Consider the following 12,960-nt stretch of genomic DNA (forward strand, 5'->3'; position numbering starts at 1 on the left):
CTTCCCGGCCAGGGAAAATCGGAGGTCGAAATTCCGCTTCCCATGCACAAGTTCCAGCCAGCCATGGCGCGTTGATAATGTCATGCTCACGATCAAAGTGTTACTGGCAGTACGCCTGTGAAATGGGGCGGGAATGGGCCTGACGGACCTTCAAGAACCTGCAAAGTCCGCGTAGGTGATAGGTTCCAGCCACCCGCCTTTATCCCACCATTACGTGCCACGGCCTGAGCCGTGCCGCACGCATCCGGAAGGAATCCCTGGTGATATCTCGCGCGCGCAGAATGCTGCTTGCCGGCGTTATCGGTGGCGTCTCCGCCGTCACCGCTGCTTCCGCCATCGCTTTCGCGGCCCCCGCCCCGGGCGCGGACGACGCCACTCCGCCTTCGGCGATCGAGGACTTCGAGTACCCGGGTGCGGCGAAGATCCTCAAGGACACCGGCATCACCCTCCGCAAGGGTGACGGCCGCATCCTGCTGGGCGACTGCGCCACGGACAGCGACATCATCGTGATGACCCGTCCCACCCCGCAGACCAAGGCGGACAAGTACTGCTTCCGTCTCACGGGCGACAAGAAGTCGGGCTACCTCACGCTCGAGATCCCCCGCGTGTTCGGCCTCCAGACCGAGGACCACCCGGTCCGGGCCACCGTCACCGCCAATGGCGCCTCGCAGACCGTCGACGTGCCCAAGAACGACCTCAAGGGCGTCGGCGAGGGCATCCCCGGCGGCGAGCCCACCGCGCTCGTCGAGCTGCGCGTCACCGGCTGACAAACGCCACCGCCCGGCCGCATCACCGGCGCGACGGGCTCCGGCTGACCCATCCGGTCAGCGCCCCAAGGCCCGCGGCGCACATCCGCGCCCGATGGCCGCGACGGCCCCAACGGCCCTCTCGCACCTCTAGCCACCTCAGAAGGAACGAACATGTCCGGCAGACGTTCACGCGCAGCGTGGGTCACCGCTCTCCTCACCACCACCGTCTCCGCGGGCCTGCTGACCGGTACCCCGGCCGGCGCCGTCGTGGGTGACAACCCGGCCGACGGGACCTACGGGTTCACCGCGAAGCTCGACATCGGCGGCAAGCGCAGCTGCTCCGGCGCACTCGTCGAGCAGGGCTGGGTCATCACCGCGGCCAGCTGCTTCGCCGACAGCCCCGCCCAGGGCTTCAAGATCGCCGCGGGTGCGCCCAAGCTGAAGACGACCGTGACGGTCGGCCGCACGAACCTCTCCTCCACGGCCGGTGCCGTGACCGAGGCCGTCGAGCTCGTCCCGCACGGCGACCGTGACCTCGTCATGGTCAAGCTCGCCAAGCCCGTCACCGGCGTCACCCCCGTCGCGGTCTCCTCCGCCGCCCCCAAGCAGGGCGACGAGGTGCGCGTGGCCGGCTACGGCCGCACCAAGACCGAGTGGATACCCGAGCGTCTGCACAGCAACACCTTCACCGTGGACACCGTGAAGGACACCTCGGTCGGCCTCGCCGGCAAGGGCGCCGACGCGGTCGTCTGCAAGGGCGACACCGGTGGCCCGGCCTTCCGTGAGAACGCCGGCCGCGCCGAGCTGACCTCGATCAACACCGCGTCCTGGCAGGGCGGCTGCTTCGGCACCGACGCGGCCGAGACCCGCAAGGGCGCCGTCAACACCCGCGTCGACGACGTCGCCGGCTGGGTGTCCTCGGTCTACTCCCGCGGTCTGCTGAACAAGGCCGACTGGAAGAACGCCGACCTCCTCGCCTCGGGTTACTTCACCGGTGGCTCGGCCGGCGGCAAGCGCCACATGGACATGATCGTCCGCTGGACCGACGGCTCCGTGACCCTGTACCAGGGCGCCGAGTTCAACGACCCGAAGTACCCCTTCTCCTCGGAGTACAAGCTCGCCGAGGCCGGCAGCACCTTCAAGTACGCGCGGGCCATCTCGGGCGGCCGCTTCACCGAGAACGGCAGCGACGGCCTCATCGTCCGCTGGTCCGACGGTGAGCTGACCGAGTACACCCACGTGGACCAGAACGGCTTCCACGACGAGAAGAAGCTCGCCGACCCCAACGCCGCCTGGAAGAACGCCAAGCTGGTGACCGCCGGCCGCTACACCGGCAACGCGCTCCGCGACGACATGTTCGTCGTCTGGGTCGACGGCTCGATCTCGATGTACTCCGACATCGACGCCAACGGCATCCGCAAGGCCACCCAGATCCAGAAGGCCAACTCGACCTGGACGCACGCCGAGCAGATCGGCGCCGGCGAGTTCACCGGCAAGAAGACCAGCGACCTGATGGTCCGCTGGTCCGACGGTGAGGGCACCATCTACCCGGGTGTCGACACCGCGGGTCTGCACGGCGAGATCAAGATCCGTGACCCCAAGTCCGCGTGGACCAACGCCACGGTGATCACCGTCGGCGCGTTCGACGCGAACAAGGTCCCCAACGACGTCATCGTCCGCTGGGCCAACGGCAGCCTCACCATGTACCCGGGCGTGGACAGCGCCGGTACCCACAACGAGGTCCGTCTCGTCGGCTAAACCCCTGTGACGGCGCCGGGCCGGCCGCCCCTTCCGACCTGGCCGGCCCGGCGCGCGGATCGACGCGGCCCCTCCGCCCGAACCGGGCGGAGGGGCCGCGTCGCCGTCCCGGGCCCGTACCCCCCAACCTGATCCACCCTGATCGGAGTTCCGTTCTTGCGTACGTCACGCCTACGCCGCCTCGCCGTCTCGGCGGCCTGCGGTACCGTCCTCACCGTCGTCGGTGGCACCACCGCGACGGCCGCCACGACGCCGTCCCCCGGTGCGGGCCCGAAGGCGACTCCCGCTGCGAGCCCCACGGCCACCCGCGCGGTGCCCTCCCCGACGCCCCGGCCCGGCACCACCACCGCGGCCGCCGACAACGGTGACTGGTCGGTGGAAGACGCCCTGCGCTTCTGGACCCCGCAGCGCATCACGTCCGCGACCGACCCCTCCGGCCGCGCCCCGAAGCCCCCGACGACCAGCTCGCCCAAGGCCGCGCCGAAGGCCCGGGGCCTGGCGGGCGCCAAGCCGGACACCTCCGAGCACTTCCCCGGCATCAAGTCCGTCGGCATGCTCTTCGCCGTCGACAAGGACATGCGGGCGCACTACTGCTCGGCGAGCGCGGTACAGAGCGCCACCCGCGCCCTGATGCTGACGGCGGGCCACTGCCAGAACTCCAAGGCGGTGTTCGTCCCCCAGTACGACCCGACGAAGTCGCTGCAGAACCAGCCGTACGGCATCTGGCCGGTCGAGGAGTGGTTCGCGGACAAGAGCTACGGCAAGAACGCCAAGGGCCCCGAATCCGACCTGGACTTCGCGTTCGCGCGCGTCAAGGACAACGACGGCAAGAAGCTCCAGGACGTCGTGGGCGGCAGCACCGTGGCCCGTACGCCGGGCTTCGAGAACACCACCACGGTGATCGGCTACCCCTCGGTCGGCCACAACCCGCAGGACCTCCCGGTCCAGTGCACCACGCCGACGGACGCGCTGCCGGGCTTCAACCAGATGCGCATCGACTGCGCGGGCATGTGGGGCGGCGTCTCCGGCGGCCCCTGGTTCTCCAAGATCGACCGTACGACCGGCACCGGCGAGATCATCGGCAACGTGGGCGGCTACAACGGCGGCGGCCCCGCCGTGCCGAGCAGCGACCCGATGTACAACCGCATCAGCTACAGCCCGATGTACGGCGACCGGTTCTTCCAGCTGTACGACGACGCCGAGCACGGCCGGCACTCCGACCCCGGCCCGTACCGCCAGCCGAACCTGCCGTTCTCCCTCGGTGGCGCGGAGAAGTGGCAGCAGGCCAGGCTGACGGCCGCCGGTGACTTCACCGGCAGCGGGCGCGGCGATCTGATCGCGGTGTGGGCCGACGGCTCGGCCAGCCTCTTCGAGGGTGCCGAGACCAAGGACGCCAAGCACCCGTTCTCCGCCGAGGTCAAGCTCGCCGGGCCGGGCAGCGTCTGGCAGTACGCGCGCACCATCGGCGCCGGATCCTTCACCGGCAGCGGCACCGACGGCCTGCTGGTGCGCTGGTCCGACGGTGAACTCACCGAGTACACCCACGCGGACCGCGGCGGGTTCCACGACGAGAAGAAGCTCGCCGACCCGAACGCCACCTGGAAGAACGCCAAGCTGATCACCTCCGGCCGCTACACGGCCAACGCGCTCCGCGACGACATGCTCGTCGTCTGGGCCAACGGCTCGGTCACGATGTACTCCGACGTCGACACCAACGCCATCCGCAAGGAGACCCAGCTGGTCGGCGCGAACTCGACGTGGCCCAACGCCACGCAGATCGGTGCCGGTGAGTTCACCGGCAAGGGCACCGGTGATCTGCTGGTCCGCTGGAGCGACGGCGAAGGCACCATCTACCCCGGCGTCGACGCCGCCGGGCTGCACGGCGAGATCAAGATCCGGCCCGCCAAGTCCGCGTGGACCAAGGCCGACGTGATCACGGTGGGGTCCTTCTCCCCCAACAGCCGTCAGAACGACATCCTCGTCCGGTGGACCAACGGCAACCTCAGCGTGTACACCGGCGTCGACGGCGCCGGCACCCACGCCGAGGTGCAGCTCATCGGCTGACCGGCACCCCGCTCCGACGGCGATGGGCCGGCCTCCCCACCCGGGGAGGCCGGCCCATCGCCGTCGCGCCCGGTCCTTAATTGGATTCTGCGAATCCAATTAGTTACGGTGCGGGGGTGCGATTGACCAAGAGCACCGACATCGCCCTGCGCATCGCCATGCGGCTGGCGGTGACGGCGGACGCCGCGGGCCCCGCGGACGCGGCCGCGCCGACCACCCGCGAGGTGGCGGGCGCGGTCGGCGTGCCGTACACCCACGCCGCCAAGGTGGTCAGCAGGCTCCAGCACCTCGGGGTCGTCGAGGCCCGCCGTGGCCGGGGTGGCGGCCTCACCCTCACCACCGCCGGGCGGACGGGCTCGGTCGGCCGGCTGGTGCGCGAGCTGGAGGGGGCCGGCGACGTCGTCGGCTGCGAGGACGAAACACCCTGCCCGCTGCGCGGCGCCTGCCGGTTGCGCGGTGCCCTGCGCGCGGCGCAGGAGGCGTTCTTCGCCGCGCTCGATGCGATCACCGTCGAGGACCTGGTCGCCGAACCCACCGGCCCGGTCCTGCTGAGCCTGCGTACCCGCCCGAGCTGAGGACCACCCCCGGTCATCACACGGTCCCGCACACCCTTGAATACGAGTCTGAGATGCCGATTAAGCGCTCGGACGTGAACGACAGGAGTCGCCGATGCTGTCCCCGAAGTCGACCGAGATCGTCCGTGCCACCCTGCCCGCCGTCGGCGGCGCCATCGGCGAGATCACCCCGCTCTTCTACGACAAGCTGTTCGCCGACCGTCCGGAGCTGCTGCGCGACCTGTTCAACCGGGGCAACCAGGCCAACGGCAGCCAGCGCCAGGCCCTCGCGGGCGCCATCGCCGCCTTTGCCACCGCCCTCGTCGAGCACCCGGAGACGCGCCCCGACGCGATGCTCTCGCGCATCGCCCACAAGCACGCCTCGCTGGGCATCACCCCCGACGGGTACCCGCTCGTCCAAAAGCATCTGTTCGCGGCCATCGCCGAGGTGCTCGGCGACGCGGTCACCCCGGAGGTCGCGGCGGCCTGGGACGAGGTGTACTGGCTGATGGCGAACGCCCTCATCGCCATCGAGGCCCGGCTGTACGAGCGGGCGGGCACCCCCGACGGCGACGTGTGGATCCCCTGCCGCGTCGTCGCCCGCATGGCGGAGACCGCCGAGGTCACCACGTTCCTCGTCCGGCCGCTGGACGGCCGCCCGATACCGGCCGCCCGCCCGGGCCAGTACGTCTCCGTGCGGGTCGAACTCCCCGACGGCGCCCGGCAGATACGCCAGTACAGCCTCTCCGGCCGGCCGGACGACGCCTTGAGCTTCACCGTCAAGCGCGTCACCGGCACCCCGGACGGCGAGGTCTCCCACCACCTTCACGACCACGTCGAGGTGGGTGCGGTCCTGACCGTCAGCGTCCCCTTCGGCGACGTCACGCTCGCCGACGGCGACCGCCCCGTACTGCTCGCCTCCGCCGGCATCGGCTGCACGCCCATGACGGGCATGCTCTCCCATCTCGCGGCCACCGGCTCGACCCGCCGGGTCATCGCCGTGCACGCCGACCACAGCGAGGCCACCCACGCCTTCCGCGAGGACCTCGCGCGCTTCACCGAGAAACTGCCGAACGCGGTCGCGCACGTCTGGTACGAGCGGCCCGAGGGCCCCTGGCCCGCCGAGCGGACCGGCCGGGCGGACCTCTCCGGCCTCGACCTCCCCGCCGGCACCGTCGCCTACCTCTGCGGCCCGCTGCCCTTCCTGCGCTCGGCGCGCGCCCAGTTGCTGACGGCGGGCGTCGCCGCCGCCGACATCCACTACGAGGTCTTCGGCCCCGACCTGTGGCTGGGCGAGTCCGCGTAGGGCCCGTACCGCGGATGGTTTGTGTCGCGTAGGGCCCCTACCGCATCGCCGACCGGCGCGATCCGGCCAGCCCCGGACGATCAATCGTTACCCAGGCGTAACTTACGCGACTATTACCCCGGGTAAACAAACGAGGTTACCGTCGGGTCACTTTGCATCGGCGTGCCGTACCCCACCCCGCACGGCACCGACGTCAGGAGTGCCCCGTGCGACACCCTCGACAGGTTCTGCGCACCACGGCCGTCGGCGCCGCCTGCGCCGCGCTGCTCAGCGTCACCTCCCTCGGGCCCGCGCTCGCCGCCCCGCAGCGCGGGCCCGCCGCCGTGGCGCAGCGGGCGGGGGCCGCGGACGTCCGGTTCACCGACATCCCCGGCTCCGGCGGCATCACCCTCAAGGGCAACGTCTTCACCCCGCGCGACGCCGACGGCTCGCGCCGCTACCCGGTGATCGTGCTGCCCACCAGCTGGGCCATGCCGCAGCTCGAATACCTCGTCCAGGCCAGAGCGCTCGCCGACTCCGGCTATGTGGTGGTCAGTTACACCTCGCGCGGCTTCTGGCTCTCCGGCGGGAAGATCGAGACGGCCGGGCCGCCGGACATCGCCGATGCCTCGAAGGTCATCGACTGGGCGCTCGCCCACACCCCCGCCGACCCGGAGCGGATCGGTATGGCCGGGATCTCCTACGGGGCGGGCATCAGCCTGCTGGCTTCCGGCTTCGACAAGCGGATCAAGGCCGTGGTCGCGATGAGCGGCTGGGCGGACCTCATCGAGGCGATCTACGGTGACCGCACCCAGCACCGTCAGGCCGCCGAACTGCTCGGCGGGCTGGGCAAGCTGACCGGGCGGCCCGGCGAGGAGCTGCAGGGGATCCTGAAGGACTTCCTCGGCTCGAACCTGGACAAGGAGAAGGAGATGCTCGCGTGGGGTGCCAAGCGCTCCCCCGCCACCTATCTCAAGGACATCAACGCCAACGGCGCGGCCATCATGCTGGGCAACGCCTGGGGCGACACGGTCTTCCCGCCCGATCAGTACGCGAAGTTCTACGAGCGGCTCACCGGCCCCAAGCGGCTGGAGCTGCGCCCCGGCGACCACGCCACCGCCGAGGCCACCGGGCTGCTCGGGCTGCCCAACGACGTCTGGGCCAATGCCCACCGCTGGTTCGACCACCACCTCAAGGGCACGGCCAACGGCATCGACCGCGAACAGCCCGTCCAGCTGAAGTCCCGTACCGGCGGGGGCTACGAGTCGTATCCCGACTGGGCGGCGGTGGAGCGCACGCGGCGCACCCTGCCGCTGGCGGGCGGCAGAAGCATCCGGGCGGGCGTCGACTCGGGCGCGAACGGCGGCACCGCCCTGCTGTCCAACGTCCTCGACCAGTTCCTGAAGCTGCCGCCGGTGGTCTCGGTGCCGCTGCTGCCGCGGTCGTTCGCCGCCGTGTGGCAGTCCGACCGCTACGCCGCGGCGCAGCGCGTACGGGGCAGCGCGCGGCTGCACACCACGCTCACGAGCGACAAGGAGAGCGGCACGGTGGTCGCCTACCTCTACGACGTGGGCCCGCTGGGGGTGGGCAAGCTGGTCAGCCACGCCCCGTACACCTTCCACGACAAGGCCCCGGGCCGCCCCTTCGGTGTCGATCTGCGGCTGCTCGCGACCTCCTACGACGTCCCGGCCGGCCACCGGCTCGCGCTGGTGGTCGACACCGTGGACCCGCTCTACATCGAGCACAACCCGGACGGCGCGCGGCTGGGCTTCTCCTCCCCCGAGAACGACCCGTCCGAGCTGTCGATCCCCGTCCGCGAGTAACCGGGACCGGGGGGCCGGGTCTACCCCTGCGGGCCGCCGCCCGGCAACAACGTGCCGGGCTCGGCGTCGGCCACCTCGACCGCCTCGGTCTTGGGGTTGTGCTTCTGCCGCTTGGAGACCCAGGTGGCGAACCAGGACAGGAGCATGCACATCCCGATGTAGATCGGGGAGATGATCAGGACGACGGGGATGAACGGCAGATCGTAGTTGAGGTTGCCCGCGATGAGCTTGCCGGCGTGCAGGAACTCCTCGTAGGTGATGAGGAAGCCGAGCGAGGTGTCCTTCAGGGCGACGACGAGCTGGCTGATGATGGTCGGCAGCATCGCGCGCAGCGCCTGCGGCACCAGGACGTAGGACATCACCTGCGTCTTGTACATGCCCAGCGAGTACGCCGCCTCCCGCTGGCCGCGCTCGACGGAGTGCACGCCCGTGCGGAAGACCTCCGCGAGCACGGACCCGTTGTAGAGGGTCAGCCCGGTGACGAGGGCGGGCAGCGGCTGGACCTTGAGCGCGACGAAGATGAAGAAGATCATCACCAGCACCGGCATGGCCCGGAAGAACTCCACGAGGACGGTGGCGGCCCAGCGCAGCGGCCGGTGGGCCGAGAGCCGTCCGCAGGCGAGCACCCCGCCGAGGGCGAGGGAGAGGACCGCGGCGTACGCGAAGGCCTTCAAGGTGTTGCCGAGGCCGCGCAGCAGCAGTTCCTGGATGCCCTCGTACTCGAAGGGCCGCCATTTCGCGGCGGTGAACTGGTCGGTGTCGAAGAGGAGGTAGAGGATCCAGCCGAGCAGCCCGATGATCACGGCGGTCGAGACCAGGCCGTAGACGAGGTGCCGGCGCCGGGTCACGGGGCCGGGGACGTCGTACAACGCGGTACTGGTCATCGGGCGACTCCCCAGCGCTTCTCCAGCACGTTGAAGACCGCGCTGATGGTCAGGGTCACGATGAGATAGCCGACGGCGATCCAGATGAAGGACCAGATGATGCTGTAGCCCATCTCGTTGAGCGGTTTGTAGGTGCCGAGGAGTTCGGTGACGCTGAACGAGCCGGCGATCGCCGAGTTCTTGGCGAGCGCGATCAGTGTCGAGCCGATGGGCGGGATGACGGACCGGAAGGCCTGGGGCAGGACGACGTCACCGAGTGTCTGGGTGAAGGTCATGCCGAGGCTGCGGGCCGCCTCGCCCTGCCCGGTGGGCACGGTGTTGATGCCGGAGCGCACCGCCTCGCAGATGAAGGCCGAGGTGTAGCAGCCGAGGGCGAGGACCGCGAAGAGCTGGAAGGGCAGCACGACGCCGAAGCGCGGCAGGCCGAGCAGCACGGCGAAGAAGAGCAGGGTGAGCGGGGTGTTGCGCAGCACGTTCACCCATACCGTGCCGAAGACGCGCAGCGAGCCGACGGGCGCCACCCGGAAGGAGGCCGTCACGAAGCCGAGGACCAGCGCGAGCAGCGAGGCGTAGACGGTCAGCTCGACGGTGCCGAGCAGCCCTTTGCCGTAGAGGGAGAAGTTGTCAGTGAGTACGTTCATCGAGGGGACCTACCGGTCTCGTGCCGGGCAAGCCGTGTGTGCTGCATTCAGGAGTCCTCAGCCGGCGGGGTAGCGGTCGACGGGCGGCGGCGGTGGGGCGGGCACGCCGGACAGACCGAGGGTCGCGTCGTACGCCTTCTTCCAGTCGCCGTTCTTCTCGTGCGCCACGAGCGCGTCGTCGAGGGCGAAGCGCAGGGCGTTGTCGCCGCGGGGGACGCCGATGCCGTAGGGCTCCTTGGAGAACGGCTTCCCGGCCACTTTCAGTTCGGTGGGGACCTTGGCGGCGTAGCCCATCAGGATGGTGTCGTCGGTGGTGACGGCGTCCACCTGGAGGCTGAGCAGGTTGTCCACGCAGATCGAGTATGTGTCGTAGGCGACGGCCACGGCCTTGGGGTACTCGCGTTCGATGCGTTGCAGCGGGGTGGAGCCGGCGGCCGAGCAGACCTTCTTGCCGGCCAGGTCCCGGGGGCCGTCGATGTCGGTGTCCTTGGCCCGGACGAGCAGCGACTGTCCGGCGATGTAGTACGGCCCGGCGAAGCCGACCTGACGTTTGCGCAGGTCGTTGATGGTGTACGTGCCGACGTAGTAGTCGATCTGGCCGTTTTGGAGGGCGGTCTCGCGGTTGGCGGAGGCGATGGTGCGGAAGGTGACGGTCTTGGGGTCGAAGCCGAGCGAGGCGGACATCATCCGGGCGATCTCGACGTCGAAGCCGGAGTAGACGCCGGTGGCGGGGTCCTTCTCGCCCAGGTAGGGCTGGTCCTCCTTGGCGCCGACGACGAGGTGGCCGCGGCTCTTCGCCTTCCGCCAGGTGGGAGAGCCGGGCAGCCGGAAGCCGGTGGCGACGTGGTAGACGGGGAGCTGGTCGGGCTGCGGGCCCTTGACGGGCGGGCTGCCCTCCTTGCCGCAGGCGGCGGCCAGCAGGGCCAGGCCGGCGAGCGCCAGGGCCGCGGCGCACCGGCGGGTACGCCCGAGGTCACGCCGCCGCGTGCCGTTGCGTCTCATGTGCACGGTACCCCCCGCTCAGTGCTTGAGGATCTTGGAGAGGAAGTCCTTGGCCCGCTCGCTCTCGGGGGCGGTGAAGAACTCCTCGGGGGTGCGGTCCTCCACGATGCGGCCGTCGGCCATGAAGACGACGCGGTTGGCGGCGGAGCGGGCGAATCCCATCTCGTGGGTGACGACGACCATCGTCATGCCCTCCGCCGCGAGCTGCCGCATGACCTCCAGCACCTCGTTGATCATCTCCGGGTCCAGGGCCGAGGTCGGCTCGTCGAAGAGGAGGGCCTTGGGGTCCATGGCGAGGGCGCGGGCGATCGCGACGCGCTGCTGCTGGCCGCCGGAGAGCTGAGCGGGGTATTTGTCGGCCTGGTCGAGCAGGCCGACCCGTTCCAGGAGTTCCCGCGAGCGCTTGTCGGCCTCCTCCTTGCCGCGCTTGCGGACCTTGAGCGGGGCGAGGGAGACGTTGGCGAGCACGGTCTTGTGGGCGAAGAGATTGAAGGACTGGAAGACCATGCCGACCTCGGCGCGGAGCTTGGCGAGAGCCCGCCCCTCCTCGGGCAGGGGCTGTCCGTCGAGCAGGATGGTGCCGGACTCGACGGGCTCCAGCCGGTTGACGGCCCGGCACAGGGTGGACTTGCCGGAGCCGGAGGGGCCGATGACCACCACCACCTCCCCCCGGCCGACCGTGAGGTTGATGTCCCGCAAAACATGCAGTTTTCCATAGTGCTTATTGACGTCACGCAGCTCGATCAACGGATCGACGGCCATACCCAGCCCCACCCACTCTCAGCTGTCTCGCAGTCGACGCAAACTATCCATCTCAATACGGGACTTCACTGGAGACACGCACACATACGGGGATTCGGGCCGCATTAACCGCCATTTGCCCTAGGTACACAGATGAAGCCTGGGTACCTAGCCTGTGGGGGCCGACTGGGGGATCAGTGGGGGAAGGAGCCCGGTGTGGGCGACAGCAGGCCCGTCTACCAGCGCATCGCGGACGATCTGCGGCAGCGCATCGACGAAGGCACCCTCGCCGTGGGCGACCGCATACCCTCCCGCTCCGAGCTCAAGCGGACCTACGCGGCCAGCGATCAGACGGTGGACCGCGCGGTGCGCGTGCTGAAGGCCGCCGGCTACGCGGAAGGGCAGTTCGGGCGGGGCGTGTTCGTCACCGACCGGGCGCCGCTGGGCTCCCTGCTCCGCTCGACCGGCGCGGTCGACTCCCCCTTCGCCGCCCGGATCACCGCCCACGGCACCGCGCTGACCTGGGAGGCTTCCTCCAGCGAGACCGCCGCCCCGGAGCCGATCGCCGCGCGGCTGGGCATCGGGCCGGGAGAGCCGGTGCTGTGCACCCAGTACGAGTACCTGGCCAACCGGCACCCGGTCCAGCTCGCCACCAGCTGGGAGCCGCTCACCATCACCGAGGGCACCGACGTCGCCCACCCCGAGCGGGGGCCCTACGCCCGGCGCGGGGTGCGCGGCAGGCTCGCGGCCATCGGCGTCCGCGTCGTACGGGCGCGGGAACTCGTCGGCTCACGACCGGCGACCACGCCCGAGGCCGAGGCGCTCGGCTGCGCGGCCGGCAGTTGCGTCACCGTCGTCGAGCGCACCCACTTCGACGGCGACGACCGGGCCGTGGAGACCTCCGACATCGTGGTGCGCGCCGACCGCTGGCGGCTGGAGTACGACATTCCGTTCATTAGCTGAACAGGCGGGGGCGGGGCGGGCCGTACGCCCCGGGCGGGTGCGTCAGTGCTCCGACAGCTCGGCGTAGAGCTGCGACAGCTCCGGCGCGCCGTCCGCCGCCCACGCCTGGCCCGCCTCGACCACGTCGATCTCCCGGCCGTTGGCGAGCCGGACCACCGGCTGCCCGTTGGGCCAGATCCGCCACCCCGCGCCCGAGACGGTACGGACGATGACCGTCCCCAGATACAGCCCCGCGTCGTTGCCGAGCCAGGGCAGGAGTTCCGGATCGTCACGCCACCGCGGCTGCAACTGGTCGAGCTCCTCCAGGGACGACGGTGCGTCGTCGAGCGCGACGCCCGCCGACTGCGCGTGCGCGCGCAGCAGTTCGCACTCCGACAGCAGCTCGGCCAGCCCCTCCGGGTCCCGGTCGGCCTCGCCCGGCAGCGCCACGCCGTGCGCGGGCCCGTGCCGCTTGCGCCAGCTGTCCAAGAAGGGAATGTTCATACCGGCCAGGATC

Annotated in this window: 12 protein-coding genes; 7 read left to right on the plus strand and 5 right to left on the minus strand. The window is 70.4% G+C overall.

Going from position 1 to position 12,960, the window contains the following annotated elements; all coding sequences use genetic code 11:
* Positions 1-260: 260 nt before the first annotated feature.
* From ACZ6MA_RS10150 to ACZ6MA_RS10175, 6 genes are all read left to right on the plus strand, one after another.
* On the plus strand, positions 261-767 hold the full coding sequence (locus tag ACZ6MA_RS10150) for a hypothetical protein (protein ID WP_469432590.1): 507 nt from the start codon (positions 261-263) through the stop codon (positions 765-767).
* Between the two features lie 153 nt (positions 768-920).
* The gene (locus ACZ6MA_RS10155) at positions 921-2,507 is read left to right on the plus strand and encodes a S1 family peptidase (RefSeq protein ID WP_469432591.1); all 1,587 of its coding nucleotides are present in this window, start codon (positions 921-923) and stop codon (positions 2,505-2,507) included.
* Positions 2,508-2,663: 156 nt separating this feature from the next.
* Entirely contained in the window at positions 2,664-4,571 is a 1,908-nt protein-coding gene (locus ACZ6MA_RS10160) for a trypsin-like serine peptidase (RefSeq protein WP_469432592.1), read from the plus strand.
* Between the two features lie 116 nt (positions 4,572-4,687).
* A complete protein-coding gene (locus ACZ6MA_RS10165) occupies positions 4,688-5,146 on the plus strand; it encodes an RrF2 family transcriptional regulator (RefSeq protein ID WP_469432594.1) in 459 nt (152 codons plus the stop codon).
* Positions 5,147-5,240: 94 nt separating this feature from the next.
* Positions 5,241-6,431 carry a globin domain-containing protein gene (locus ACZ6MA_RS10170; RefSeq protein WP_469432596.1) on the plus strand — a complete coding sequence of 397 codons (1,191 nt, stop codon included), beginning with the start codon at positions 5,241-5,243 and terminating at the stop codon, positions 6,429-6,431.
* Positions 6,432-6,637: 206 nt separating this feature from the next.
* On the plus strand, positions 6,638-8,233 hold the full coding sequence (locus ACZ6MA_RS10175; RefSeq protein WP_469432597.1) for a CocE/NonD family hydrolase: 1,596 nt from the start codon (positions 6,638-6,640) through the stop codon (positions 8,231-8,233).
* 20 nt (positions 8,234-8,253) lie between these two features.
* Here the strand turns inward: ACZ6MA_RS10175 and ACZ6MA_RS10180 are convergent, their stop codons facing one another.
* From ACZ6MA_RS10180 to ACZ6MA_RS10195, 4 genes are read right to left on the minus strand one after another with little or no spacing between them, the layout of a single operon-like run.
* Entirely contained in the window at positions 8,254-9,117 is an 864-nt protein-coding gene (locus ACZ6MA_RS10180) for an amino acid ABC transporter permease (RefSeq protein WP_469432599.1), read from the minus strand.
* The gene (locus tag ACZ6MA_RS10185; RefSeq protein ID WP_469432602.1) at positions 9,114-9,758 is read right to left on the minus strand and encodes an amino acid ABC transporter permease; all 645 of its coding nucleotides are present in this window, start codon (positions 9,756-9,758) and stop codon (positions 9,114-9,116) included. The genes ACZ6MA_RS10180 and ACZ6MA_RS10185 overlap by 4 nt, the downstream gene beginning before the upstream one ends.
* 57 nt (positions 9,759-9,815) lie before the next feature.
* Positions 9,816-10,760 (minus strand): glutamate ABC transporter substrate-binding protein, encoded by a 945-nt coding sequence (locus ACZ6MA_RS10190; RefSeq protein ID WP_469432603.1) that lies wholly within the window; start codon positions 10,758-10,760, stop codon positions 9,816-9,818.
* Between the two features lie 18 nt (positions 10,761-10,778).
* A complete protein-coding gene (locus ACZ6MA_RS10195; RefSeq protein WP_469432605.1) occupies positions 10,779-11,522 on the minus strand; it encodes an amino acid ABC transporter ATP-binding protein in 744 nt (247 codons plus the stop codon).
* Between the two features lie 195 nt (positions 11,523-11,717).
* Between ACZ6MA_RS10195 and ACZ6MA_RS10200 the strand changes: the two genes are divergently transcribed.
* Positions 11,718-12,464 carry a GntR family transcriptional regulator gene (locus tag ACZ6MA_RS10200; protein ID WP_469432607.1) on the plus strand — a complete coding sequence of 249 codons (747 nt, stop codon included), beginning with the start codon at positions 11,718-11,720 and terminating at the stop codon, positions 12,462-12,464.
* A 42-nt stretch (positions 12,465-12,506) separates the two neighbouring features.
* Here ACZ6MA_RS10200 and ACZ6MA_RS10205 read toward each other — a convergent pair whose 3' ends face one another.
* A complete protein-coding gene (locus ACZ6MA_RS10205) occupies positions 12,507-12,947 on the minus strand; it encodes a DUF6278 family protein (RefSeq protein WP_469432608.1) in 441 nt (146 codons plus the stop codon).
* Positions 12,948-12,960 lie beyond the last annotated feature (13 nt).

It is taken from the genome of Streptomyces sp. NPDC042259 (assembly GCF_055582085.1).

What these genes read in the sequence shown, in the direction of transcription:
- ACZ6MA_RS10170 (WP_469432596.1), top strand. Translation starts at nt 5,241, where the DNA reads ATGCTGTCCCCGAAGTCGACCGAGATCGTCCGTGCCACCCTGCCCGCC.
- ACZ6MA_RS10190 (WP_469432603.1), bottom strand. Translation starts at nt 10,760, where the DNA reads ATGAGACGCAACGGCACGCGGCGGCGTGACCTCGGGCGTACCCGCCGG.
- ACZ6MA_RS10195 (WP_469432605.1), bottom strand. Translation starts at nt 11,522, where the DNA reads ATGGCCGTCGATCCGTTGATCGAGCTGCGTGACGTCAATAAGCACTAT.
- ACZ6MA_RS10180 (WP_469432599.1), bottom strand. Translation starts at nt 9,117, where the DNA reads ATGACCAGTACCGCGTTGTACGACGTCCCCGGCCCCGTGACCCGGCGC.
- ACZ6MA_RS10205 (WP_469432608.1), bottom strand. Translation starts at nt 12,947, where the DNA reads ATGAACATTCCCTTCTTGGACAGCTGGCGCAAGCGGCACGGGCCCGCG.
- ACZ6MA_RS10155 (WP_469432591.1), top strand. Translation starts at nt 921, where the DNA reads ATGTCCGGCAGACGTTCACGCGCAGCGTGGGTCACCGCTCTCCTCACC.
- ACZ6MA_RS10185 (WP_469432602.1), bottom strand. Translation starts at nt 9,758, where the DNA reads ATGAACGTACTCACTGACAACTTCTCCCTCTACGGCAAAGGGCTGCTC.